Source organism: Georgenia satyanarayanai (genome assembly GCF_009193135.1).
Lineage (GTDB): Bacteria > Actinomycetota > Actinomycetes > Actinomycetales > Actinomycetaceae > Oceanitalea > Oceanitalea satyanarayanai.
In genome coordinates this window covers 1-23,317 of record NZ_VUKC01000004.1, presented here as the reverse complement: position 1 = coordinate 23,317, position 23,317 = coordinate 1, and the positions used below count along the sequence as shown (strand labels likewise).

Sequence of the window (23,317 nt, the reverse complement as noted above, 5' to 3'; positions counted from 1 at the left end):
AGGGATCGGCGCCGTCGTCCGCGGTGATGATGCCAGTTCCCTCAGCCGCGGCGGCTGGCCCGAACGCATCGCTGAGTCGGAATGCACCACCGTCTCCCGGCTCGCTCCGTAAGCTGGCTCGAGGGCGCGAACGGCCGCCCGCCTCCACGGACGGATGCAGGACACGGTGCACGAAGGCCTCTACGAATCACTCGTTACCCAGTCGCTCTCTGAGAAGCTGACCGCGCTCACGCCGCCACAGGCGGCATGCGAGGAGCACCTCGATCCGGCAGACGCACCAGACGTACTCTCCCGTCACCTCGCGGATGAGCTTCATCGCGTACTTACGGCGACGAAGGACAGCGAACGACGACTAGAGCTCGTGAACGGGCTTCTCGCGCAGATCGAGGCCGCGGACGCTGCCGTCGTCCCACCGATGCGCCAGCTTTATGCCATCGAGGGGGCCCAGACCCCGACACCCCACACTGATCGCCCACGCACCCCGCTCACCGATGCGGCTCTGCTGACGAACGCCAAGGGCGATCCCAGCCTCGGAGCCGAACTGCGATCAGAGTTCGCCTCGGCACAGCACGTCGATCTGCTGTGCGCCTTTGTTCGGTGGACGGGGCTCCGGGTGCTCGAGGAGCCCCTACGGGCGTTTACCGAGCGCGGCGGCACCCTGCGCGTCATCACCACGACCTACATCGGGGCCACCGAGCGTCGCGCGCTCGACTGGCTAGTCAATGAGATCGGCGCACACGTCAAGGTCCAGTACGAGCTCAACCGGACCCGCCTGCACGCGAAGTCGTGGCTCTTTCGCCGAGCCACCGGATTCGACACCGCCTATGTGGGCTCGTCTAACCTCTCGACAGCGGCACTGCTCGACGGCGTGGAGTGGAACGTGCGGTTGTCGGCCGTGGCGACTCCGTCGCTGCTCCACAAGTTCGACGCCACCTTCGAGACGTACTGGAACGACCCGTCGTACGTCGACTACAGGCCGGCGGAAGACTCCGAGCGACTCGATGCAGCACTCGCTGAGGCTGCCGGCCGCAAGACTCCAGGAACGTCGCTCAATCTCTCAGGTCTGCAGGTGCGTCCGTATCCGCACCAGCAGGAGATCCTCGAGCAGCTCGAGGTCGAACGCACCGTTCATGGCCGCCACCGAAACCTCGTCGTCGCAGCGACCGGCACAGGAAAGACGGTGGTCGCGGCGCTGGACTACCGAAGCGTGGTGAAAGACGGGAAGCAACCGCGGCTGCTCTTCGTCGCACACCGCATCGAGATCTTGCAACAGGCGCTCCGCACCTACCGCGAGGTGCTTGGGGACGGCTCATTCGGCGAGCTGTGGGGGCAGGGGTACACGCCCGAGAGCTGGCAGCACATTTTCGCCACCATTCAGTCCTTCACGCGCTCCACCCACTCCCTCCCACCCGACGCCTTCGATGTTCTTGTCGTCGACGAGTTCCACCACGCCCACGCGTCCACCTACCGGCGGCTCCTGTCCCACTTCACGCCTCGTGAACTCGTCGGGCTCACCGCCACCCCCGAACGCGCCGACGGCATCGATGTGGCCGACGAGTTCTTCGACGGGCACACCGCCGCCGAGATCCGCCTGTGGGACGCCTTGGAGGCCGAACTGCTGAGCCCGTTCCACTACTTCGGGATCGCAGACAACGTCGACCTCAGCTCGGTGAGTTGGCGGCGCGGCGGCTACGACCACGCCGAGCTCGAGAACGTCTACACCGGCAACGACGCGCGCACGCTCATCATCCTAAAGGAGCTCCGGGACAAGGTCTCCGACCTGTCCGCGATGCGCGCCCTTGGCTTCTGTGTCGGAGTCCGTCATGCGCGTTACATGGCGGAGAAGTTCACCGCTTCTGGCATCCCCGCCCGCGCCGTCTCGGGTGAGACGGCGGCCGCCGAGCGCGCGCAAGCACTGCAGGATCTCAGGGTCAAGCGGGTCAACATCCTGTTCACCGCCGACCTCTACAACGAGGGCATCGACCTGCCGGAGGTCGACACCGTGCTGTTCCTGCGGCCCACCGAAAGCGCGACGATCTTTCTCCAGCAGCTGGGTCGCGGGCTGCGTGCATCGCCGACGAAGGCTGTGCTCACCGCACTCGACTTCGTCGGCCATCAGCGCAAGGAGTTTCGCTTCGAGCGTCGCTTCCGCGCCCTCACGGGCACAACACGCAGAGGCCTACGCGATCAGATTGAGCACGGCTTCCCATTCCTCCCCACCGGCTGCCAGATCGTGCTGGACCGCCAGAGCCGTCAGACCATTTTGGCGAGTATCAAGTCCCAAACGCTGCACCGCTGGCGGACGCTCGTCAGCGAGCTCAAGGCTCTGGCGGCAGCGCGTGACGACGTCACATTGGCCACCTTCCTGCGCGAGACCGACCTGGAGCTCGCCGACGTCCTCAAGCCCGACAAGGGGTGGATCCAGCTCCGCCGTGACGCCGGACTCGACGTGCCTGCACCTGGCCCCCGCCATCACGACGTCGTCAGGCGCGGAGCCGCGCTCGCCCACGTCGACGATCCCGAGCGAGCCAACGCCTACCTCCGCCTACTGAGCGACAATCCGCCGTCGTACACGGACCTGAACGAACGCGACCAGCGGTACGCCCGGATGCTCTTCTTCAGCATCTGGCCTGACCGTGGCGACTTCCCCGTCGATCCGGAGGCACCCGACGCGCTCTACACCGCTGGGCTTGAGGCCCTCCACGCGGAGCCCGCAGCACGGCGCGAGTTTATCGAGATTATCGAGCTCGGCCGGGCCGGCATTCACCACCTGCCGAAGGAGGTCGCGGGTCCGCTCGCGTCGCTCGGGCTCAAGACGCACGCGCGGTACAGCCGTGACGAGATCGTCGCCGCCCTGGACCACGCTGGCCCAGAGCGGCGCGCGGACAGCGTTCGTGAGGGCGTGCTGTTCTCGAAGCCCTGGAAGGCCGATGCCTTCCTCGTGACACTGAGGAAGTCCGAGCGCGACTACTCCCCCACGACGATGTACAACGACTACGCCATCAGCCCTGAGCTGTTCCACTGGGAGACGCAGTCACGGACCACGGTCACCTCACCCACCGGCCAGCGCTACCTCCATCACCGCGAGCGCGGCACCCACGTACTGCTGTTCTCCCGGGAGCACAAGAGCGACGCCCTCGGCGCCGCTCCGTATCTCTTCCTCGGCCCCGCCGACTACGTGGACCACACGGGTGAACGACCTATCGCGATCACCTGGCGCCTTCGCAGGCCGCTGCCGATGGACGTCTTTCAAATGGCATCGGTCGCTACGGCGTGAGCCGGCGACGAGCACGCGGCGTTGCGCCGTCGCGTGTCCCTACGGGCACGTCCGACGCCTACGCGCGGGCAGCGTCGGCGAAGAGCTCCTTTCCGCGCCACTTCCGGAAGCGGAAGTAGAGGTAGGTGACCGCGCTGCTCACGACGAAGCTTGGTCCCAGGCCGAGCGCGATACCGAAGCCGTAGAACCAGCGCGAGGAGGACGCACGTGAGCGGGCAGCGCAGCACCCAGAAGGACGGAACTGAGTTGAGCGCGTGCACCTAGTACATCGCGCCCGCCGCCCGGAGGATGCTGTTCAGAACGATGTTGATCCCCAGGAATCGGTAGGAGAGCGCGACGGCGCGGACGTAGTGGGCGCTGAACTCGACGGCGGACGAGCGATCCTCACCTTCAGTTCGCCCTGGCAGGAAGGACTCGTCGGCCCACAGCAAAAGAACCGCCCAGGCCTGGCAGCCTTAAGTCACGAATCTACCTCTCGAAATCCGCCGATAGGCTGCTGCGCAACCATAACGCGCTCGCCGGCACTTGTAGACTGATTGGTCACCCCGAAGGGCACATGAACGCTAGGCGCAACCTCGGCGGCGGACACAAGGTGCGCTCGCTGATCGTCGAAGAAGATGTGCGGCTTGAGGATCTCAAGAACACGCGCTTTCTCGACTCCCCCTAAGAAGAACGCGTCATTCACAGTGACGCCCCAGTCCTTGAGACTACGGACCGCTCGCTCGTGCGATGGGGCATTGCGAGCAGTCACAATCGCGACATGCACGCGGATCCGATAGCTCGGGTCGCAGAGCCTTCGCTGCTCCTCGAGCTTCTGAATCTTGTTGATACCCGCAAGGAAGTCACGAAGCGGTCCCGGGCGGATCGGTTCAGACAGGTTCTGAACTTCGTGATCGTGGAAGTCTTGAAGCGTGCCTCGTTGCATGACACGTTCGGACGAGTCATCAGCCAGGACGCCGTCGAAGTCAAAGGCGATGCGAAGGTCCGCATCGCCCTCATCCTCCAACGCAGACGATCCTAGAACAAGGCCCGCCGGGTGCCCCGAGGAAACGGCCTGACGCACGTCGCCCTCATTACCAGACAAGAAGAGTGACATATTGAAGGCGGGCATGAACTTGTGCGGCGAGCGCCCCTGACGGAACACCGCACGCGTGATAGGTAAACCATAGTGCTTTATGGACCGCATGACACGCAGGCCGGTCTCCGGGTCATTTCTCGATAGCACGATAACCTCGACCAACTGCCCACCGTCCGGAGCGGCAAGGTCGTTCAGAGAAAGGAGACGCTTTATGAATGGGAACGCGACACCTGGCTCCAGCGGGTTCTCAATCTTTTCCTCCTGGTAGCGCCTGTACGCCTCCTCACCGTCCCGACGAAATACCGCGTCAGAGTCCAAGAGGTCGAATAGCGCACTCGATGCAACGCCTATGACCAGCTGATCGTCCAAACTGTATGGCACTTTCACTCCCTTCCGTTCCCAGGCAACAGATAGTAGACCGTTGTCCACCATCACCGTGCCTCTCGCCACTTCGACGGCACTCCTTGACACTTCGACACATCGGAAGTGCCAAGTGATTGGACCTGACTCGCAACTGCGAGTTGATAACCGACTGCCGCTGGCGTGACGACGCGGGTGCGGTGTCCTCAACTGGCTCACATGCTGGAGCGGCGGACGCCTCCGCTCCCTCGCCGTAGTCCCGCTCCTCCGCACCGTGTCCCCTCAACCAAGACACGAGCCTCCTACTTGGCCGTGGGGATCCCGGATCTCTCGGGTATGAGCGCGTCAGCGGAGCATCGCTCGAACGGACTCTCGAAGGCGTCCCGTGTCCGCCGGTCACTCCTCCGTGGCCTTCGCTGACCGTCTCCGCAACGACGGAGCTCCACGAGGTGACGACGTGGCTCGCCGATTGCCGTCGCGGCAGAGGCGATTGTTTCCACCATCGTCGCGAACGCCTCATGCTCACGAGCCGTGAGAAGCTACGCGAGAGCTTGCCGGGCGACGTCGACGGGCTCGAGATAGAAGCGACTGACATGCTCATGGCACTTTCGAATTCCCTTCCCCGCAAGAGTGCAGCACCGCACGCTGTTCGGCTTCGTAGGCACGCTCGGCCCGCTCTTGTTCCGGTTGGCGCCCGAGGACGCGTGGGAACGCGTTCGTCTACACTTCACGATGGCTTGCACGCGCCAGTTCCAGGCCGCGCTCGCCGCGTCGAGCCGGTACAAGTCCACGATATTGCCGCCGTGCGCAGCGCCGCTCAGCTCGAGGAGAAGCACGGTTGCATTTCCGACTCGCAGGACCCGGCGCGCTCATCGCGGCGACGGGTGACGCACGTCAGCGGCTGGTCGAAGCTAGCCCGCGTGGGCACGCTGACCTCGAGGAGGCCAGGCTCGCCCTCAAGCTGACTGGACCCGGCACATGCAGACCGCGCTGCTTGTCGTCAGCCTGGTCCTCGGACTTGCGAAGGATCTGCTAGGCAGGTAGCGCGAGCGCCCTGTGTCAGCCCGCCACCTCCAACGCCGCCCGCACCACCTCCTGCCACACAGCGGTGATGCTTGCAGGCCCCCGGTCCGGGTGCAGCCGGTTGGTGAGCAGCACGACCACGAGCTCCCGCTCCGGGTCGAAGAGGAACTCCGTCCCGGTGAACCCGTTGTGCCCGTACCCGCCGGGCAGGTCGGCGAAGGAGAGCCGGTCGGACCAGAAGCCGAGCACCTGCCCGCTGTCGTACTGCGGCTCAAGGAACTGCGCCACCGTCTCAGCCGAGGCAAGCTGCGCGTTCCCGTAGCCGCCGCCGTTGACGAGCGTCTGCCCGTAGATCGCCAGGTCCCGCGCCGTCGAGAACAGGCCGGCGTGCCCGGCCACGCCCTCCCAGCCGTACCAGGCGTTCCCGTCGTTGACCTCCCCCACGAGCGTGTAGTCCCGCCAGTCCGTGAACTCCTCCGGGGAGAGGTCGCCGACGATTGGGTACGGGCTGCCCGTGTCGATCATCGTGTACTCGTAAGAGTTGCCCAGCGAGGTCGCGGCGATGCGGTCGCGCAGCGCCGGGTCGGGCCGGAACATCGTGTCGGTCATCCCGAGCGGCTCGTGGACGTGCTCGCGCACGTACTCGTCCAGCGGCTGCCCGCTCACCTGCTCGACAATGACGCCGAGCAGCATAAACCCGATGTCCGAGTACCGCCGCTGGCTACCGGTCTCGTAGCGCAGGTCGAGCCCGGTGAGGAACTCGAGCACCTCCTCCTGGTTGCGCCCGTGCAGGTACGTCGGCTGCCACTCCCACAGCCCCGACCGGTGCGTGATGAGCTGGCGGACGGTGATCGCGCCCTTCTCGTCGTCGAACGCGGGCAGGTGCTCGTCCAGTCGCGAGTCGAGGTCGAGCCGGCCCTCGTCGACGAGCCGCATGACCGCTGCCGTCGTCGCCTCGACCTTGGTGATCGAGGCCATGTCGAACATCGTGTCCACCGTCGCGGGCCGCGGCTCGGCCAGCAGGTCGGCGCCGTCGTGCGTCTGCGCGTCCCCGAAGGCCTTCTCGTAGACCACCTGCCCCCGGTGCGCCACGAGCGCGACGGCGCCGGTGTACCGGTCGGTGTCCTCCAGCCCGAGCCGGCTCTCCACCGCCGCGTCGATCCGCGCGAGGACCGCCGGGTCCACACCCACGTCGGCCGGGTCGACGTCGACGAGCTCGGGGAAGTCGACGCTCACGTACGCGTCCCCGCGCACGAGCCGCACCTCCACCGTGTTCTCCCCCGCCTCGACCATCTGCGACACGTCGACGACGGCGTCCCTCCCGCGGGCGAGCGCGGCCGCCGCCCCCGGCACCACCTCACCGTTGACGCGCACCTGCCCCGCTGCCCGGCCCTCGGCCGCCAGCCGCAGCGTCGCGTAGCCGTGCGGGGAGTAGAACGTCGCGCTCTGCTCGTCCTTGTCCCGCGGCTCGGCGGACAGGCTGAGCACCACCTGCCCCTCGGGCGGCGCGTCCGTCTCAGCCACGGCAGGTGCGCCCATCGCGAGGGCCAGTGCCGGTACCGCGAGCAGTGCCACCGCTCGCGCCGTCGTCGCTCGTGTCAGCCTCATTGCTTCCTCCTCCGTCGGGGCGTCCGCCGGCCGGCGGCGCCGTCATCTCACCGCGCCGGCTCGGCACGGCCCAGAATCAGCGGCATCCGCCCGCCCTCGCGCTGCGCCACGTGGCACGCCACCGGGTGCGGCGTCCCCCCGTCGGTCAGCGGCGGCACCTGCGCCACGCACACGTCCTCGCGCAGCGGGCAGCGCGGGTGGAAGGTGCAGCCGCTCGGCGGGTCGGCCGGGTTGGGCACCTCCCCCACCACCGTCGCGGAGATCGGCTGCGCGACGCTCGGGTCGGGTACCGGCACCGCGCCGCGCAGGCCGTGGGTGTAGGGGTGGAGCGGCTCGTCGAGCACCGGCTTCCACGGCCCGATCTCCACCACCTTGCCGAGGTACATGACTCCGACGTCGTCGCTGATCTGCCGCACCATCGCGACGTCGTGGCTGATGAACACGTAGGACAGGTCGAGCTCGTCGCGCAGCCGCACGAGCAGGTTCATCACCTCCGCCCGCACGGACACGTCGAGCGCGGAGACCGGCTCGTCGAGCAGCACGATCGAGGGGTCCACCGCGAGCGCCCGCGCGATCCCCACCCGCTGCCGCTGCCCACCGGACATCTGGTGCGGGAACCGCTCGGCGAAGACGTCGCTCAGCCCCACCATATCGAGCAGCTCGCGCACCCGCTGCCGCCGGTTGCGGGAGGTGCCGATGCGGTGCACCTCGAGCACCTCGGTGAGCGTCTGCCCCACGGTGCGGCGCGGGTTGAGCGAGGCGTTCGGGTCCTGGAAGACCATCTGGATCCGCCGCCGCTGCTCCCGCAGCGCCTGGCCGCGCAGCGCTGTGATGTCGGTGCCGTCGAGCAGCACCTGCCCCGACGTCGGGTCCTCGAGCCGGACGAGCACCTTGGCCAGCGTCGACTTCCCGCACCCGGACTCCCCGACGATCCCCAGCGTCCGTCCCGGCCGCAGGGTGAGGGACACGCCGTGGAGCGCGTGGACGACGGCGCCCGGGTCGCGCGAGCCGCGCACCGGGTAGTGCTTGACGAGGTCGACCGCTTCGAGCATCAGGTCCACTCCTCCGGGGGCACCCAGCACCGGGTGAGGCTGCCCCCACGCCGGATGAGCGGCGGCTCCTCGAGGCACACGTCGCGCGCCTGCGGGCAGCGCGGCCGGAACGGGCAGCCCTCGATGTCGTCGGTGGGCAGCGCCGGGCGGCCGGGGATCTGCGCGAGGGCGGGCCGCTCGTCGTCGGCCGGGTTGGGCAGCGAGGCGAGCAGCCGCTCGGTGTAGGGGTGCTGTGGGGCGGCGAAGAGCCGCTCGACCGGCGCGTCCTCCACCACTCGCCCCGCGTACATGACGACGACGCGCTGGACGAGCCGCGCGACGACGCCGAGGTCGTGGGTCACCCAGATCGTCATCATCCCCAGCTCGGCCTGCAGCTCGGCGACGAGCGCGAGGATCTGCTGCTGGATGGTGACGTCGAGCGCGGTCGTCGGCTCGTCGGCGATGAGCAGGGTGGGCCGCAGCGCGAGGGCCATCGCGATGATGACGCGCTGGCGCATCCCGCCGGAGAACTCGTGCGGGTAGGCGCGCACGGTGCGCGTCGGGTCGGGGATGCCCACCCGGGCGAAGAGCTCGACGCAGCGCTCCCGCGCCTCGGCCTTCGGCACCCCGTGCGCGCGCAACGCCTCGACCACCTGGTCCCCCACCCGCATGAGCGGGTTGAGGGAGGTCATCGGGTCCTGGTACACCATGGCGATCTCGCGACCGCGCAGGTCGCGGATCTCCTCCTCGCGCAGGCCGGCGAGGTCGCGGCCCTGGAAGGTCACGCTGCCGCCGCTGATCTCCAGCGGCCGGGACAGCAGCCGCATGAGCGCGAGCATGGTGAGCGACTTGCCCGAGCCGCTCTCCCCCACGACGCCGACGATCTCCCCCCGCCGCAGCTGGAGGTCGACGCCGTGCACGATCTCGACGTCGTCCCTCCCGCGGGCGCTCACCCGCAGGTCCTGAACGTCGAGGAGCACGTCAGCGGTCATCGTCGCCTCCCGGGGTCCGCAACCGCAGGGTGCGCGGCGCCTGCGCGGCCGGCGTGGGCAGGCGCAGCGGCCCGTCCCCCGGCGTGATGCTGCCGAGGATCCGGGCGCCGCGCGCACCGGTGGCCGAGGGCACCGTCGCGGGCAGGCCGTGGGCGGTGCACCAGCCGAAGAGGGCGAAGGCGATCGCCTCCTTCGCGTCGGCCGGGAGGCCCAGCACGTCGGTGGTGAGCACCTCGACGCCGGGGACCTCCTCGGCGAGCATGCGCAGCATCGTCGGGTTCGCGGCGCCGCCCCCGGAGGCGAGCACCCGGGTGACGCCGTGAGCGCGCAGCTGGTCCGCCACGGTGCGGGCGGTGAGCGCGGTGAGGGTGGCGAGCAGGTCCGGGGTGCTGAGCTCGCGGCCGTGCTCTCCCAGCGCCGCCCGGAGGTAGCCGGCGTGAAAGAGCTCCTTGCCGGTGCTCTTGGGGGCCGGCTGGGCGTAGTAGTCCTCGCGGAGCAGCAGCGCGAGCAGCTCGGTGTCCACCGTGCCGGTCGCGGCGATCGCGCCGCCCGCGTCGTAGCCGGCCGGGTGGGCGTCGCGGTCGAGGACGGCGACGTCGAGCAGCGCGTTGGCGGGCCCGGTGTCGTAGGCGAGCACCCCCAGCGGGCCGACGACGGTGATGTTGGCGATCCCGCCGAGGTTGAGCGCCGCCGCGGTCCCCTCGCCGTCGGCCAGCACGAGGGAGTCGAGGAAGGAGACGAGCGGCGCGCCGTGCCCGCCCGCCGCGACGTCACGCGCCCGCACGTCCGCCACCACCGGCACGCCGGTGGCCTCCGCGACCCACGCCGGCTGCCCGAGCTGCAGCGTCCCGAGCGCCTTCCTGCCCTCCACCCAGTGGTAGACGGTCTGCCCGTGGGAGCAGATGAGGTCGACCGGCCCGGCCGCCGCGATCGCGTCCGCCGCGGCCGCGGCGAAGGCCTGCCCGATGAGCGTGTCGAGCTCGCACACCTCGGCGAGCGTCGTCCCGGCGGGCGGCAGCGCAGCGAGCAGCCGGGCGCGCAGCCCGGGCTCGTACGCCGCGCTCCCCGTGTGCAGGACGGTGCCGACCAGGGCCCCCGCGCCGTCGTCGTCGTAGTCGACGACGGCGACGTCGATGCCGTCGTGGGAGGTGCCGGAGATCATGCCGAGGACTCTCATCGGTTCCCTTCGTTCTTCGGGTCGAGGGCGTCGCGCAGGCCGTCACCGAGGAGGTTGAGGCCGACGACGAGGAGGACGATGACGGCGCCCGGCGCGGCCATGGTCCACCAGGCCGTCGTCACGAGGGAGCGGGCCTCGAGGACCATCGACCCGAGCGACGGCGTGGGCGGTGGGGTGCCGAGCCCGAGGAAGCTGAGCGAGGCCTCGGTGAGCACCGCCCAGGACAGCGAGAGCGTGACCTGGACGATGACGATCGCGGTGATGCTCGGCAGCACGTGCCGCAGCAGGATCCGCGCCGTCGGGAAGCCGAGCACGGTGCCGGCCTTGACGAACTCCGCCTCGCGCAGCGAGAGCACCGGCCCGCGGGTGACGCGGACGAAGATCGGGGTGTAGACGATGGCGATCGCGACGGCGATGGTGAGCCAGCTGCGGGAGACGGCGGCAGCGAGCGCGAGCGCGAGGAGCAGCGGCGGGAAGGCGAACAGGACGTTCGTCATCCCGAGGATCGCGCGCCCCGACCAGCCGCCGAAGTAGCCCGCCACCAGCCCCGCGGCGGTGCCCACGAGGGTGGCGAAGGCGACCGCGACGACCGCGATGCGCAGCGAGTTCGCGGCGCCGGCGGCGGCGCGGGCGAAGACGTCGCGGCCGAACTGGTCGGTGCCGAACCAGTGCTCACCGGACGGCCCCTGCATCCGCACAGCAGGGTCCTGCGCGACCGGGTCGCCGAACACGCCGAGGGTCGCGGCGAGCGCGATGCCGACGACGAGCACGGTGAGGAACGCGCCGACCAGCCCGTTGCGGCTGGCGAGCACCCGCTTGACCGCGCCACCGAGACGGCGGCTGCGGACGGGGACGTCGGCGGTGATCTCGGCGGTCATGTCTGCCTCACCCTCGGGTCGACGACGCGGTAGAGGACGTCAGTGAGCAGGTTGACGAGGACGAAGGACAGCGCGATGACGAGGACCGTGCTCTGCACGAGGGCGAACTCCTGCTGGTGCATGCCGGTGAGCACCTGGCGCCCGATCCCGGGCACGGAGAAGACCTCCTCGACGACGACCGCCCCGCCGAGCAGGTAGCCGAACTGGATGCCGGTCATCGTGAGGATGGGGACGGTGGCGTTGCGCAGCACGTGGCGCAGCTGGACCACGCGGGGTCTGACGCCCTTGCCGCGGGCGGTGCGGACGAAGTCCTGGGTCTGGACCTCGAGGATCGCCGAGCGGGCCGTGCGCATGATCGGCGCGGCCAGCCCGAAGCCGAGGACGAGCGCGGGCATGAGCATCTGCTGGAGGTTGAGCCACGGGTCGCTGAGGAGGGTGGCGAACTGCTCGGCGTTGGGGTTGTAGCCGAGGAAGCGCGCCGACGTTGCGAGGAGCACCGAGGCGAGCAGGAAGGCCGGGATCGACAGGCCGGCGAGGCCGACGAGCTGCCCGCTCGCGTCGCGCACCGAGTTCGGCTTCGAGGCGGACCAGATGGCCAGCGGGACGCCGATCGCGATGCCGAGGATCGTGGAGAGGACGGCGAGCTCGATCGTCACCGGGAGGGACGCCGTCGTCATCTCGAGCACCGACTGCCCGGTGCGGGTGGAGACGCCGAGGTTGCCGGTGAGGACGTTGCCCAGCCACGTGAAGAACTGGACGACGAGCGGCTGGTCGAGCCCGTAGTACGCCTCGAGCGCCTCCCGCTGCGACGGGGTGAGCGCCGCCGCCTCGGTGCCGAGGGACGCGGTGATCTGGTCCCCCGGCAGCGCCCGCATCATGAGGAAGACGAGGACGGCGACGCCGAGCAGGGTGCCCAGGGCCTCGAGGACCCGGCGCAGCACCGGGTGACGGAGGACGACGCGCATGCCGGCGGTCAGCCCAGGGTCGTCTCGCGCAGGCTCTGCAGCGACCCGTTGGCCATCGGGACGAAGCCCTCGACGTCGGCCTGCGTGGCGGTGAAGCTGTAGGAGCTGAAGAGCCAGATCCACACGGCGTTGTCCTCGAGCTCCTGGGAGACCTCGTCGTAGATCGCGCGCCGCTCCTCCGGGTCGGCGGTCTCCCGGCCCTGGGCGAAGAGCTCGTCGAGGGTGTCGGAGCTGTACCCGGCCACCTGGTTGAGGTTGCCCGTCGAGGGGAAGTAGCGCCCGTACATCCCCTCCGGGTCGGGCCGCCCGCCGTTGAGGGCGACGGCGGCGGTGAAGTCCGCGGCCACCCACCGGTCGACGTACGCGCCGATCTCGAGGACCTCGAGGTTGACGGTGATGCCGGCCTCGGCGAGCTGGGCCTGGATGTTCTGCGCCTCGTTGACCGAGGTGGCGTACTCGCCCTGGGAGACCATGACGTCGAGCTCGAGACCGTCCTCGTAGCCGGCCTCGGCGAGGTACTCACGGGCCTGGTCGTAGTCCCGCTCGGGGCACGGCCGGGCGGCCGGGTCGGACAGGTAGGCCGGGGAGGTGATCGGGCCGACGACCTCGCCGGCGCCCTGCGCCGCGGTGTCGAGGACCTCCTGGCGGTCGATGGAGCACTGGATGGCGAGACGGACGTTGACGTCGTCGAGCGGCGCCTGCCGGCCGTTGAGCTGGAGCGCGTGGTAGGCGAGCTGCGGCGTCTCGGCGATCTCGACGTTGCCGCTCTCCGCGCTCTGGGCGACGAGCGGGTCGTCGAAGACGGCGAGGTGGACGTTGCCGGACTGCAGCGCCGAGACGATCGACGTCTCGTCGGGGATGACGCGGAACTCGACGGCCTCGAGCTCCGGCGCCCCGCCCCAGTAGTCGCCGAAGGACGTCACGGTGAGGGACTGATTCGGGGTGCGGTCCCCGAGCTCGAAGGGGCCGGTGCCATTGGCGGCGGTGGTGAGGTCCTGCTCGGTGTCCTCCGAGGAGAGGATCGCGAGGTTGACGCTCGCCAGGCCGGCGAGGATCGAGGAGTCCGGGGCGGACAGGCTGAGGACCACGGTGGAGGGGTTGGGTGCCTCGACGGACTCGACCGACCCGAGGGTCGCGGCGGCGACGGCGGCGGTCTCCTCGGCCATGACCGACTCGAGGGAGTGGACGACGTCACCGGCGTCGAGGTCGGAGCCGTCGTGGAAGGTCACGCCCTGGCGCAGGGTGAAGGTCATCGTGAGGCCGTCCTCGGAGACCTCCCACTCCTCGGCGAGGCCGGGCACGACCTCGAGGTCGGCGTCGAGCTCGGTGAGCGTGCCGTAGAGGTTGGTGAGGACGTCGATGGCCTGGAACTGCGTGGCCTTCCAGGGGAAGAGCGTGTCCGGGTCGGAGGTGACGCCGACGACGAGGGTGTCGCCCCCGCCGTCGCCGTCCGACCCGCCGTCGTCGCCGCCGCCGGAGCAGCCGGCAAGGACGAGCGCCGCCGCCGCGAGCCCTGCCGCCGCGCGGACCGATGACCTGTGAATGTCCCTCATGCTGACCTCCCCGTCAGACGGCGTCGACGCCGCTCGCATGCTCCCCCGAGCTCCCCCGGGGCCAGTCGCCACTGTCCCGCGCCTGGGCGTGCGCGTCAAGTTCTTCCACAACGTGAGCTGGCACGGAAGGAGTTTGCCTCGGCCGCTCCGGGCCGCGCCTTGTGCCACACACTTGACACAACGGGCCGACGGGCGCGAAGGTTCTTGTCACATTCATGTGACACAAGTATCTGGAGTCCCCGTGGCCCTCCCTCCCCTGCTCGCCCTCCTCGTCGGACCGCTGCTGCTCACGGTGATCGCGCTCGCCGCGCACTCCCGGGCCCGCGGGGCCGTCGACGCCCACCACGAGTGGCGTTGGGTGCGCCTGACGTGGGGCGCCGCCCTCGCCGTCGGCGGGGTGACGGCCTGGTTCGTCAACGCCCGTCTCGACCTCGGCCGGGGCACCATGCTCGTCCCCGCGATCCTCGGGCTGTTCATGGTCGGCGGGGTGGGGCTCGCCGAGACCGTCGTGCGGCCACGGCGCCCGGCCGGCGTCCGCAGTGCTTCGCTCGCTCCCCGGCGGGTGCCCGACTTCCTGCCGCGCACCCTGGCCACCGCCGTCGGCGTGATGACAGCGGTCCACCTCGCCACCCTCGCCCTCACCACCGCGACCGCCTCCCCCGACGACATGGGGCGCGCCGGCCGTCAGATCGCCGCGCAGTGCGGGAGCACCGCGAGCGGGGCCGGGCCCTACCCGGGCAGCTTCTACTCGGGGCCGCTCACCGTGGTGCTCGTGATGACCGGGCTCGCGGCCGTGGTCGCGATGACCGCCGTCGTGCGCAGACCCCGCGGTTTCGCGGCCGACGACGTCGGTGAGGACGTCCTGCGCCGCCGCTCCGTCGCGCGGGTCCTGGCGGCGGCGGGCGCGGCCGTCGCGGCCAGCCACGCGGGCATCGCCTTCTTCGCCGGTACGGCGCTGCTGCGGATGGACTGCCAGGCGGCGTGGATGGACCCGGTCGGCTGGCTGCTCGTGGCGACCGTCCCGGCTGCGCTGGCGCTGCTCATCTGGTTCCTCGCGCGAGTCGCCGTCCCGGCCGGACGTCCCGCGGCCGCCCGCACGCGGGCGACGGAGCTGCGGTGAACCTCGTCCTCACCCTCGACCCGGACGACCGGACGCCCCCGTACGAGCAGCTCCGGCGTCAGCTGGCTGATCTCCTCGCGGCGGGTCGGCTCGCTCCCGGCGATCGCCTCCCGCCGCTGCGTCAGCTCGCCGGGGACCTCGGGGTGGCCGTGGGCACGGTGGCGCGGACCTACCGGGAGCTCGAGCAGGAGGGGCTGCTCGTCACCCGACGCGGCGGAGGCACCCGCGTGGCAGCGGCCACGGGACCGACGGCGGCCGCCGACCGGCGTCGGCTCCTCACCGGCATGGCGGGTGACTTCGTCGCTCGCGCCCGCTCCCTCGGGTTCACCGACGACGAGATCGCGTTCGCGCTGAGGCCGCACCTGACTGACTGACGCCGCGCCCGGGGCCATCGGGTCGTGTGCGGCCCTGAGAACGTGCATCCACGGCGGAGACGGCAGGATGTGCAGGTGATCGGCCTCGACACCTGGGATCCCCAGGCCCCTGACGACCCTCGGCTCGCCCAGCTCCTCGACGACGCACGCTCTGCCGCGGGCGATCCCGCCGCTGCCCTGGCGCTCGCCGACCGCGCCACCAGGGCGCTCCCGCTCCCGGGGGCCGGACGGACCGCGGCCCTGTGGCGCGGCCTGGCCGAGCTCGCGGCCATCGACCTCACCGTCGCCCGCGCCTTGGAGCCGCACCTGGACGCCGTCGCCATCCTCGCCCAGGCCGCCGAGGCCGGACACCCCGTGCCGGCACCCTCCGGCACGTGGGGCGTCTACGCGGCGGAGGGCCCGGGCACCCGGCTCGAGGCGCGCGCGGCGGACGACGGGACGCTCCTCCTCACCGGCCGCAAGCCGTGGTGCTCGCTCGCCGAGCACGTCGGCTCCGCGCTCGTCACCGCCTGGGTCGACGACGAGCGGCGCACCCTCGTCGCCGTCGACCTCTCCCACCCGGGCGTCGCGCTCGTCGACGAGCCGTGGGTGGCCCGCGGCCTGTCCGCGGTCCGCTCGACCGGGCTGCGCTTCGCCGAGGTGCCGGCCGTGCCGGTGGGTGGGCCGGGCTGGTACCTCGCGCGCCCCGGGTTCGCCTGGGGCGGCCTCGGGGTGGCCGCCTGCTGGCTCGGCGGGGCGATGGGCCTCGCCCGTCGGATCCGGCGGGCCGCGCTCGAGCGGGAGCCCGACCAGATCGGCCTGTCCCTGCTCGGCCAGGTCGACGCGCGCCTGGCCGCCGCGGCCGCCGTGCTCACCGAGGCCGCCACCGCCGTCGACGCCGGGCGCGTCCGAGGTGAGCACGCCTGGGCCCGGTGCGTCCGGGTCCGGCACGTCGTCCACGACGCCTGCGAGGCGGTGCTCACCCTGGCCGCCCACGCCCTCGGGCCCGGGCCGCTGGCCGGCGAGGAGGAGCACGCCGCCCGCGTCGCCGACCTCCAGCTCTACCTGCGCCAGCACAAGGCGGAGCGGGACGCTGCCATGGTCGGCCAGGCCGTCGTCGACGGGATGCCGGTGACGTGGAGCTGACCCCCTTCGGCGACCCGGTCACCGACGAGGCCCGCTGGCCCGCGGACCCGCGGTGGCAGGACACCGTCCCGTTCGACCTCGCGGGGACCGGGCACCTCGTCGTCGTCGCCGCCCATCCCGACGACGAGACGCTCGGTCTCGGCGGGCTCCTCGCCGGCCTGCCGACCGACGTCGCCGTCGACGTCGTCGTCGCGACCGACGGCAACGCCTCCCACCCCGACTCCCCCACCCACACCCCGACCGATCTCGCCCGGATCCGGCGGCGGGAGTCCGAGCACGCCGTCGGCCTCCTCGCCCCGCACGCTCGGCTCCACCTCCTCGGCCTGCCCGACGGCGGGCTGACGGGTGCGCAGGACGAGCTCACCGCGGCGCTGGTCCGCCTCGTCCGGCCCGGGGAGAGCGTGCTCCTCGCCCCCTACCGGCACGACGGGCACCCCGACCACGACGCCGCCGGCCGCGCGGCAGCGGCAGCCGCGTGGCGCACGGACACCCGGGTGCTCGAGTACCCGATCTGGCTGTGGCACTGGCAGGGGCCCGGCGCCCTGCCGTGGGACGCGGCACGCCGCATCGACCTCGGTCCCGAGGCACGCGAGCGCAAGGGGCGCGCCGTCGCCGCCCACCACTCCCAGGTCACGCCGCTCTCCGACCAGCCCGGGGACGAGGTGCTGCTGCCCGCCGCGGTCCTCGCCCACTTCGCCCGGCCGTGGGAGACGCTGCTCATCGCCGAACCGGGCGAGGGCAGCCCCTTCGAGCCGCTCCACGCCGAGCAGGCCGACCCGTGGGAGGTCCGCACCAGCTGGTACGAGCGCCGCAAGCGCGCGCTCACCCTCGCGCTGCTCCCGCAGGAGCGGTACGCCCTGGGCGTGGAGATCGGCTGCTCCGTCGGCGCCCTGGCCGAGGACCTGCTCACCCGGTGCGGGACGGTCGTCGCGGTCGACGAGTCGCGCGCCGCGCTCGCCCGCGTGCGTGGCTCCGAGCGGCTCCGCACGGTGCACGCCTCCCTGCCGGAGGACTGGGCGCTGCTCGAGGAGCACCTCACCGGCGACGTCGACCTCGCGGTCATCTCCGAGGTGGGCTACTTCCTCTCCCCGGCGCGGCTGCGGGACCTCGCGGTGCGGGCCGCCGGTCTGGTCACCGGCTCGCCGGGAGGGACCGTGCTCGCCTGCCACTGGCGCCACGAGATCGTCGGCTGGCCGCTGGTCGGTGACGGTGTCCACGCCCTGCTGGAGGACGTGCTGACTGCGGCGGGGCTGCGCCGGCACGGCCACCTCGTGGAGGACGACGTCGTCCTCACGACGTGGTGCGTGTGAGGATGCCGTCGTGCTGCCCCGCGACATGACCGCCGACCGTCCCACGCTCGCGGGCGTCCTCGTCGTCGTGCCCGCGCGCGACGAGGAGGCCGAGATCGGCGCCTGCCTGCGGAGCGTCGCGACGGCGGCGGACCGGGTGGACCTGCCCGTCGTCGTGGCCGTCGTCCTCCACCGGTGCACGGACCGCACCGCCGAGGAGGTCGCCGGCGTCGTCCGCGCGTCCCCGAGGGTCCACTGGGTGACGGTCGAGAGCCACGCCGCGAGCCTCGGCGGCGCGCGCGGCGACGGGGTCGCCGCCGGTCGCGCCCACGACGCCCTGGCCGACGTCGCCCCCGCGGCCCTGTGGCTGGCGTGCACCGACGCGGACTCGCGCGTGCCCGGCGCCTGGCTCACCGAGCAGCGCACCTTCGCCGACCGCGGGCTGGACCTCGTGCTCGGGACCGTCGAGCCCCGCGACGACGGTTCGGAGTCCGCCGCGCTCTGGCACGCCCAGCACCACCTCACCGAGGGGCACCTCGGCATCCACGGCGCGAACCTCGGGGTGCGGCTCACCGCGTACGACGACGCCGGCGGCTTCCCCGCGGTCGACGACGGCGAGGACGTCCACCTCGCGCACGCCGTCCGGGACGTCGCGGAGGCGCCGTGGACGAGCACCGACCGCACCCGGGTCGTCACCTCCTCCCGGCGCCAGGGCCGTGCCGGCCGCGGCTTCGCCGGCTTCCTGCGGCGTCTGGACGACGCCGTCGCCACCTTCGGGGCCGCCTCCGAGCTGCAGGACGCGCTCCGCGCCGAGCTGCTGCGGCTCGCCGAGGAGCGCGGGCCGGGCAAGACGCTGTGCCCCTCCGAGGCGGCCGGCGCGGTCGACCCGGGGCGCCGGCGGGAGCTGACGCCGGTGGCGCGTGCGGTGGCATCGGCGCTGGCCGACGAGGGGCTCCTCGTCGTGACCCAGAAGGGCGTGCCCGTCGACGCCCGCACCGCGGTGGGGCCGGTGCGGGTCGGACTGCCCCCGGCGGAGATGAGCGCCTGAACGACGGGCTCGTGCTCACCGCCGGCCCGGCCCATGATGTGACGGTGGAGACGCTTCCGCTCCGGTCGGCGCGCGGCCGCTGGGTGGTGATCGCCGCGACGCTCGCGTCGGCGATCGCCTTCCTCGACGGCACGGTCGTCAACGTCGCGCTGCGCCCCATCGCGCTCGACCTCGACGCGACGCTCGCGGACCTCCAGTGGGTCGTCAACGCCTACATGCTCGCGCTGGCCTCCCTCATCCTCGTCGGCGGCTCGCTCGGCGACCGGCTGGGCCGGCGGCGGGTCTTCGTCGTCGGGATCGCGTGGTTCGGGCTCGCCTCGGTGGCCTGCGGCCTCGCGCAGGACATCGAGCAGCTCATCGTCGCCCGCGGGCTCCAGGGCATCGGCGCGGCCCTGCTCACGCCCGGCAGCCTCGCGCTCATCCAGTCCCTCATCGCCGAGGAGGACCGCGCCCGCGCGATTGGGTACTGGTCGGCGTGGTCGGGTGTCGCCGGCGCCGTCGGGCCGCTGCTCGGGGGCTGGCTCGTCGAGACGCTCTCGTGGCGGTGGGTCTTCTTCATCAACGTGCCGGTCGCCGCCGTCGTCATCGTCGTCGCGGCGCTGCGGGTGCCGGAGTCGCGGACGGCGGAGCGGCAGGGGCGCTTCGACGTGCCCGGGGCAGCGCTGGGCGTCATCGCCCTCGGCGGCGTCACCGTCGCCCTCATCCAGGGCGGGTGGGTGCCGGCGGCGGTGGGGGCGGCCGCCGCGGTGGCCTTCGTCGTCGTCGAGGCGCGCACGCCTCACCCGATGCTGCCGCTCGGGGTCTTCTCCGACCGGACCTTCACGGTGGCGAACGCCGCGACCTTCCTCATCTACGCGGCGCTCGGCGCGGTGATGTTCTTCCTCGTCCTCCACCTCCAGGTGGTCGCCGGGTACAGCCCGCTCGCGGCCGGTGCCGCGACGATCCCGTTCACCGTCCTCCTCCTCGTCTTCTCACCCCGGGTGGGGACGTTGCTCGGACGCACCGGCCCGTGGCCGCTCATGTCCCTCGGGCCGGCGGTCGCCGCGGTCGGTGCCATCCTGCTCGTCGGCGTCCCCGAGGACGCCTCCTACCTCACCGACGTCCTGCCCGGTGTCGTCGTGTTCGGGGTGGGGATCACGCTGCTCGTCACGCCGCTGACGGCAACGGTGCTCGCGGCCGCGCCCGCGGCGCACGTCGGCGTGGCGAGCGGGGTCAACAACGCCGTCGCCCGTGCCGCGGGTCTGCTCGCTGTCGCCGCGCTGCCCGCCGTCGTCGGGCTCGGCGCGGAGGGATCGCTGACGTCCGACACCTTCGGTCCCGGCTACGCGCGGGCCATGTGGTGGTGCGCGGGGCTGCTGCTGTTGGGATCGGCCGTCTCCGGGCTGCTCCTGCCCGGCGGCCGCCGAGCGGTCACCCGGCGCGCCGTGCCCTGAGCGTCAGCCGTGCCCGCAGCCTCCTCCGGGTTGCTGAAGACCTCGACCTTCTCGACAGCGGACCGTTGACCGCGGCCCGCGCGCCGCAGGACCCTTGTCCCGTGGAGCCATTGCTGACGGTCTCCGCATCGAGCACCGGTGCGCCCGGGGTGGCGACGTGGATCGCCGTCGCCGTCGCGGCGGTGGCGATCGCGACGACCGTGATCGCGAACGTCGTGCTCGCCGCGCGCGAGAAGCAGCGGGAGACGCTGCAGAGCGACGTCGACGGGCTCGAGGAGAGGTCGGCGAGCATCCGGACCGCGCTCTCGGACTCCCTCACGCAGGAGAGCGCCGCACGCACGCTCTTCGGGTTCGTCGACATGCTCGGCCCAGCCCTGTTCCGGCTGGCGCTGGAGGACGCGGGGTACCGGACGCGCCGGTACTTCGAGATGGCCTGCCAGCGACAGCTGCAGGCGGCCCTCACCGCGTCCGGACCGCTGCACGTCGACGAGGCCGCCGGCGCGCGCTCGACCACCGAGCTCATGGAGCGGCACGAGCGCGTCCTCGAGTCTCAGGACCCGGCCGACCTCATCGCGGCGACCGACGACACCCGGCGAGAGCTCGTCAAGGCCAGCCAGCAGGTGCACGCCGAGCTCGAAGCGGCGCGGCTCGCCCTCAGCGCCTTCGACAGGCGGACCGACTGGACCCGTCACATGCAGACCGGCCTGCTTGTCATCAGCCTGATCCTCGTCCTCGCCAAGGACCTGCTGCCGGACTAGGAGACGCCACCGGCGGTCACGGCACCGCCGACGTCGGTCACGGGCGCGGGTCGACGCGCTTCCACCGCTTCTCGCCACGACGCGCACCCATGCCGGCGGCGCACCTCGGGCACAGCGCGGTGACGGCGTCGGCGTGCGTGCCCGTGGCGGGCTGGACCTCGGCCCACGGGACGTGCGAGAACCGCAGCAGGCGCTCCCTGCTCAGGGCCAGCCCGCACACGGTCTGGTTGGTGCCCCGGACCCAGGCGTGGACCTCACCGGCGGGCGAGCGCGCGCCGTCGAGGTCGGTCGTCTCGTCGGTGGCGACGACGGACGCCGTCGTCGGCCTGGCTGGTCCCCGTCCCACGGCGCTCCCTCAGCTCTCGTGCTGGGCGCGGCGGGCGGCGTACTCGGTGAGCGGCACCCGCTCCCCCGGCTCGATGCCGAGCACGGCGGCGAGCTCGGCGTCGCGGATGGGCGCGGTCCTGGTGCCGGTCTCGAAGAGGAAGGAGACCTCGCGGATCTCGTAGCGGTGCTCGCCGTCGGGCAGCTGCTCCTGGAACCGTGAGCTGCCCGGTCCGAACGCGCACTCGACGTACGCGAAGGTCCGTGTCCGCTCCTCACCCGCGTCCCAGGCGCGGACCGAGGCGATGGTCTGCGCCGGGGTCTGGCCGTCCACCTCGGAGTTCTCGCGCACGACGTCCGCGACCGAGCCGGGCTGGGCACCGAGCCGCTCGATGCCCGGCCACCCGGAGGTCACCGCGCGCTCGACGAGCTCGGCCCAGCGCACGTCGCCGGCCACCGTGACGTCCACGCCCCCGCAGGGCGCGAGGTCGTCCAGCTCGCAGGCGGACGCGTTGACCCTGATGCCGGGGCTCGAGGAGGTGAACGGCGGGATGACGGACATGCCTCCATGACACGCCGCCCGGAGCGCCTCCGCAAGCGCCGTCGCCGGACCACGACCTACAGACCCGTCCGGCTCACCCCGTACTGCGCCTGCTCGTTCGTGAAGCCCTCATAGATGAGCTGGTCGACCAGTCCGGAGCGGAAGAACGCCGAGTACTCGAGGTAGTTCTCCGCGGACTTCGCCGCCTGCTCGTTCCAGTCGACGGTGATGTTGTCGACGGCCCAGGTCGCATGCTCGGTCGAGAAGCCCTCGTACTCCAGCTGGCCGATGAGTCCGGTGCGGGAGAACGCGGTGAACTCGAGGTAGTTCTCGGCGGACCGTTGCGCCTGCTCCTTCCAGCTCACCGTGATGCGCTCGACCGCCCACGTCGCGTCCTCGGTCGAGAAGCCCTCGTACTCGAGCTGGTCGATGAGCCCCGAACGGGAGAACGCCGTGTAGTTCAGGTAGTTCTCGGCGGAGCGCTTCGCATTCTGCTGCGACACCGTCCCCGCCGCCGCGGCCTCCTCGGCGGCGACCCGCGCGGCCTCCTCGGCGGCGATGCGCTCGGCCTCCGCGGCCGCCGCCTGCTCCGCCTCCCGCCGTTCGGCTTCCTCCGCGGCAACCTGCGCCGCCTCCTCCGCCGCGATCCGCTCGGCCTTCTCGGCCTCCTCCGCCGCGGCCTCCTCGGCCTTGCGGTCCTCGGCCTCGGCCGCCGCGTCCTCCGCGGTCCGGCTGCTCTCCACGCGCGCGGTAGGTTCCGCGGCCGTCGGCGGAGGGGGCTCGTCGGCCCCGCCAACGGCGCCGATGGCGATGAGGAGGGCGACGATCCCGGCCGGGATGAGATAGCGCTTCTTGCGGTACCAGGAGCGCGGGTGCTCCGGCGCGCCGCCCCCGGCAGGGGGCGGGCCGGTCGGTGAGCCGTCCTTCCACGGTGGGGCGTACTGCGGGGGTTCGTGATCGGACATGGGGGCTCCGTCTGTGCTGCCGCGGCGCCAGGACGTCGCGCGCGTGCCTGCGGCGTCCCGGCTGGTGCGGCGCCTCGTCGTCCCCCTGCGGCACCTGCGGTGGTGCCCCCAGCGCTTGCACGCTACTCGCCTTCCTCCGCGACGTCTGACGAACAGCAGCTGAGATGGTGGCGGACATGGCACAGGGCCCCGCACCACGCGTGGTGGTGCGGGGCCCCGCTCCTGAGTCAGCCGATCAGCAGGGGTCAGCCGTTCGGCTCGGCCGTCTCCGACGGGGTGCGGCGCACGCCGAGGGTGTCGCGGCCGTCGCCGTTCCAGTCGCCGACGAGCACCTCGTCGCCCTCCCGGCCGAAGCGCACCGAGAAGTCCGCGTCGCCACCGGCCAGGGAGTTCTTCAC

The 23,317-nt window shown here is 71.8% G+C and carries 19 protein-coding genes; 8 read left to right on the top strand and 11 right to left on the bottom strand.

What is annotated here, in order from left to right; translation table 11 throughout:
• Nucleotides 1–154: 154 nt before the first annotated feature.
• The gene (locus GD632_RS06770) at nucleotides 155–3,277 is read left to right on the top strand and encodes a DUF3427 domain-containing protein (protein WP_193311383.1); all 3,123 of its coding nucleotides are present in this window, start codon (nucleotides 155–157) and stop codon (nucleotides 3,275–3,277) included.
• A 460-nt stretch (nucleotides 3,278–3,737) separates the two neighbouring features.
• On the opposite strand, the gene GD632_RS06765 is transcribed toward GD632_RS06770, so the two are convergent.
• The 8 genes from GD632_RS06765 to GD632_RS06730 form a co-directional block, all read right to left on the bottom strand.
• Nucleotides 3,738–4,736: a 5'-nucleotidase gene (locus GD632_RS06765; protein ID WP_152190556.1), complete on the bottom strand. Its 999-nt coding sequence runs from the start codon at nucleotides 4,734–4,736 to the stop codon at nucleotides 3,738–3,740.
• Nucleotides 4,737–5,774: 1,038 nt separating this feature from the next.
• Complete coding sequence (locus GD632_RS06760; protein WP_226924690.1) at nucleotides 5,775–7,346, bottom strand: serine hydrolase domain-containing protein; 1,572 nt, start codon at nucleotides 7,344–7,346, stop codon at nucleotides 5,775–5,777.
• Nucleotides 7,347–7,393: 47 nt separating this feature from the next.
• Complete coding sequence (locus GD632_RS06755) at nucleotides 7,394–8,398, bottom strand: ABC transporter ATP-binding protein (protein WP_152190211.1); 1,005 nt, start codon at nucleotides 8,396–8,398, stop codon at nucleotides 7,394–7,396.
• Complete coding sequence (locus tag GD632_RS06750; RefSeq protein ID WP_152190208.1) at nucleotides 8,398–9,369, bottom strand: ABC transporter ATP-binding protein; 972 nt, start codon at nucleotides 9,367–9,369, stop codon at nucleotides 8,398–8,400. Before GD632_RS06750 ends, GD632_RS06755 begins: the two co-directional genes overlap by 1 nt.
• Nucleotides 9,359–10,546: an anhydro-N-acetylmuramic acid kinase gene (locus tag GD632_RS06745; RefSeq protein WP_152190206.1), complete on the bottom strand. Its 1,188-nt coding sequence runs from the start codon at nucleotides 10,544–10,546 to the stop codon at nucleotides 9,359–9,361. The genes GD632_RS06750 and GD632_RS06745 overlap by 11 nt, the downstream gene beginning before the upstream one ends.
• Nucleotides 10,543–11,424: an ABC transporter permease gene (locus GD632_RS06740; protein ID WP_152190204.1), complete on the bottom strand. Its 882-nt coding sequence runs from the start codon at nucleotides 11,422–11,424 to the stop codon at nucleotides 10,543–10,545. Before GD632_RS06740 ends, GD632_RS06745 begins: the two co-directional genes overlap by 4 nt.
• A complete protein-coding gene (locus GD632_RS06735) occupies nucleotides 11,421–12,389 on the bottom strand; it encodes an ABC transporter permease (RefSeq protein WP_152190202.1) in 969 nt (322 codons plus the stop codon). The genes GD632_RS06740 and GD632_RS06735 overlap by 4 nt, the downstream gene beginning before the upstream one ends.
• Nucleotides 12,390–12,397: 8 nt before the next feature.
• Entirely contained in the window at nucleotides 12,398–13,942 is a 1,545-nt protein-coding gene (locus GD632_RS06730) for an ABC transporter substrate-binding protein (protein WP_152190200.1), read from the bottom strand.
• A gap of 241 nt (nucleotides 13,943–14,183) precedes the next feature.
• Here GD632_RS06730 and GD632_RS06725 point away from each other — a divergent pair, with 241 nt between their 5' ends.
• The 7 genes from GD632_RS06725 to GD632_RS06695 all read left to right on the top strand — a co-directional run bounded on the left by GD632_RS06725 (nucleotide 14,184) and on the right by GD632_RS06695 (nucleotide 21,089).
• On the top strand, nucleotides 14,184–15,062 hold the full coding sequence (locus GD632_RS06725) for a hypothetical protein (protein WP_152190198.1): 879 nt from the start codon (nucleotides 14,184–14,186) through the stop codon (nucleotides 15,060–15,062).
• Nucleotides 15,059–15,436, top strand: a complete 378-nt coding sequence (locus GD632_RS06720; RefSeq protein ID WP_152190196.1) for a GntR family transcriptional regulator — start codon at nucleotides 15,059–15,061, stop codon at nucleotides 15,434–15,436. The genes GD632_RS06725 and GD632_RS06720 overlap by 4 nt, the downstream gene beginning before the upstream one ends.
• 75 nt (nucleotides 15,437–15,511) lie before the next feature.
• Nucleotides 15,512–16,561 (top strand): acyl-CoA dehydrogenase, encoded by a 1,050-nt coding sequence (locus tag GD632_RS06715; RefSeq protein WP_226924688.1) that lies wholly within the window; start codon nucleotides 15,512–15,514, stop codon nucleotides 16,559–16,561.
• A complete protein-coding gene (locus tag GD632_RS06710) occupies nucleotides 16,552–17,871 on the top strand; it encodes a PIG-L family deacetylase (protein WP_152190193.1) in 1,320 nt (439 codons plus the stop codon). Before GD632_RS06715 ends, GD632_RS06710 begins: the two co-directional genes overlap by 10 nt.
• A 10-nt stretch (nucleotides 17,872–17,881) precedes the next feature.
• A complete protein-coding gene (locus GD632_RS06705) occupies nucleotides 17,882–18,898 on the top strand; it encodes a DUF3253 domain-containing protein (protein ID WP_152190191.1) in 1,017 nt (338 codons plus the stop codon).
• Between the two features lie 44 nt (nucleotides 18,899–18,942).
• Nucleotides 18,943–20,331: an MFS transporter gene (locus GD632_RS06700; protein WP_226924687.1), complete on the top strand. Its 1,389-nt coding sequence runs from the start codon at nucleotides 18,943–18,945 to the stop codon at nucleotides 20,329–20,331.
• A gap of 101 nt (nucleotides 20,332–20,432) precedes the next feature.
• Nucleotides 20,433–21,089 (top strand): hypothetical protein, encoded by a 657-nt coding sequence (locus GD632_RS06695; RefSeq protein ID WP_152190189.1) that lies wholly within the window; start codon nucleotides 20,433–20,435, stop codon nucleotides 21,087–21,089.
• Between the two features lie 37 nt (nucleotides 21,090–21,126).
• On the opposite strand, the gene GD632_RS06690 is transcribed toward GD632_RS06695, so the two are convergent.
• From GD632_RS06690 to GD632_RS06680, 3 genes are read right to left on the bottom strand one after another with little or no spacing between them, the layout of a single operon-like run.
• Nucleotides 21,127–21,435: a hypothetical protein gene (locus GD632_RS06690; RefSeq protein WP_152190187.1), complete on the bottom strand. Its 309-nt coding sequence runs from the start codon at nucleotides 21,433–21,435 to the stop codon at nucleotides 21,127–21,129.
• Between the two features lie 9 nt (nucleotides 21,436–21,444).
• Nucleotides 21,445–21,975, bottom strand: a complete 531-nt coding sequence (locus GD632_RS06685; protein ID WP_152190184.1) for a UDP-N-acetylmuramate dehydrogenase — start codon at nucleotides 21,973–21,975, stop codon at nucleotides 21,445–21,447.
• 56 nt (nucleotides 21,976–22,031) lie between these two features.
• Complete coding sequence (locus GD632_RS06680) at nucleotides 22,032–22,919, bottom strand: Ltp family lipoprotein (RefSeq protein ID WP_152190182.1); 888 nt, start codon at nucleotides 22,917–22,919, stop codon at nucleotides 22,032–22,034.
• Nucleotides 22,920–23,317 lie beyond the last annotated feature (398 nt).

Bases quoted from the DNA above. Each gene is read 5' to 3' on its own strand.
- GD632_RS06730 (WP_152190200.1), bottom strand. From the start codon at position 13,942: ATGAGGGACATTCACAGGTCATCGGTCCGCGCGGCGGCAGGGCTCGCG.
- GD632_RS06750 (WP_152190208.1), bottom strand. From the start codon at position 9,369: ATGACCGCTGACGTGCTCCTCGACGTTCAGGACCTGCGGGTGAGCGCC.
- GD632_RS06760 (WP_226924690.1), bottom strand. From the start codon at position 7,346: ATGAGGCTGACACGAGCGACGACGGCGCGAGCGGTGGCACTGCTCGCG.
- GD632_RS06735 (WP_152190202.1), bottom strand. From the start codon at position 12,389: ATGCGCGTCGTCCTCCGTCACCCGGTGCTGCGCCGGGTCCTCGAGGCC.
- GD632_RS06745 (WP_152190206.1), bottom strand. From the start codon at position 10,546: ATGAGAGTCCTCGGCATGATCTCCGGCACCTCCCACGACGGCATCGAC.
- GD632_RS06755 (WP_152190211.1), bottom strand. From the start codon at position 8,398: ATGCTCGAAGCGGTCGACCTCGTCAAGCACTACCCGGTGCGCGGCTCG.
- GD632_RS06685 (WP_152190184.1), bottom strand. From the start codon at position 21,975: ATGTCCGTCATCCCGCCGTTCACCTCCTCGAGCCCCGGCATCAGGGTC.
- GD632_RS06680 (WP_152190182.1), bottom strand. From the start codon at position 22,919: ATGTCCGATCACGAACCCCCGCAGTACGCCCCACCGTGGAAGGACGGC.
- GD632_RS06740 (WP_152190204.1), bottom strand. From the start codon at position 11,424: ATGACCGCCGAGATCACCGCCGACGTCCCCGTCCGCAGCCGCCGTCTC.
- GD632_RS06770 (WP_193311383.1), top strand. From the start codon at position 155: ATGCAGGACACGGTGCACGAAGGCCTCTACGAATCACTCGTTACCCAG.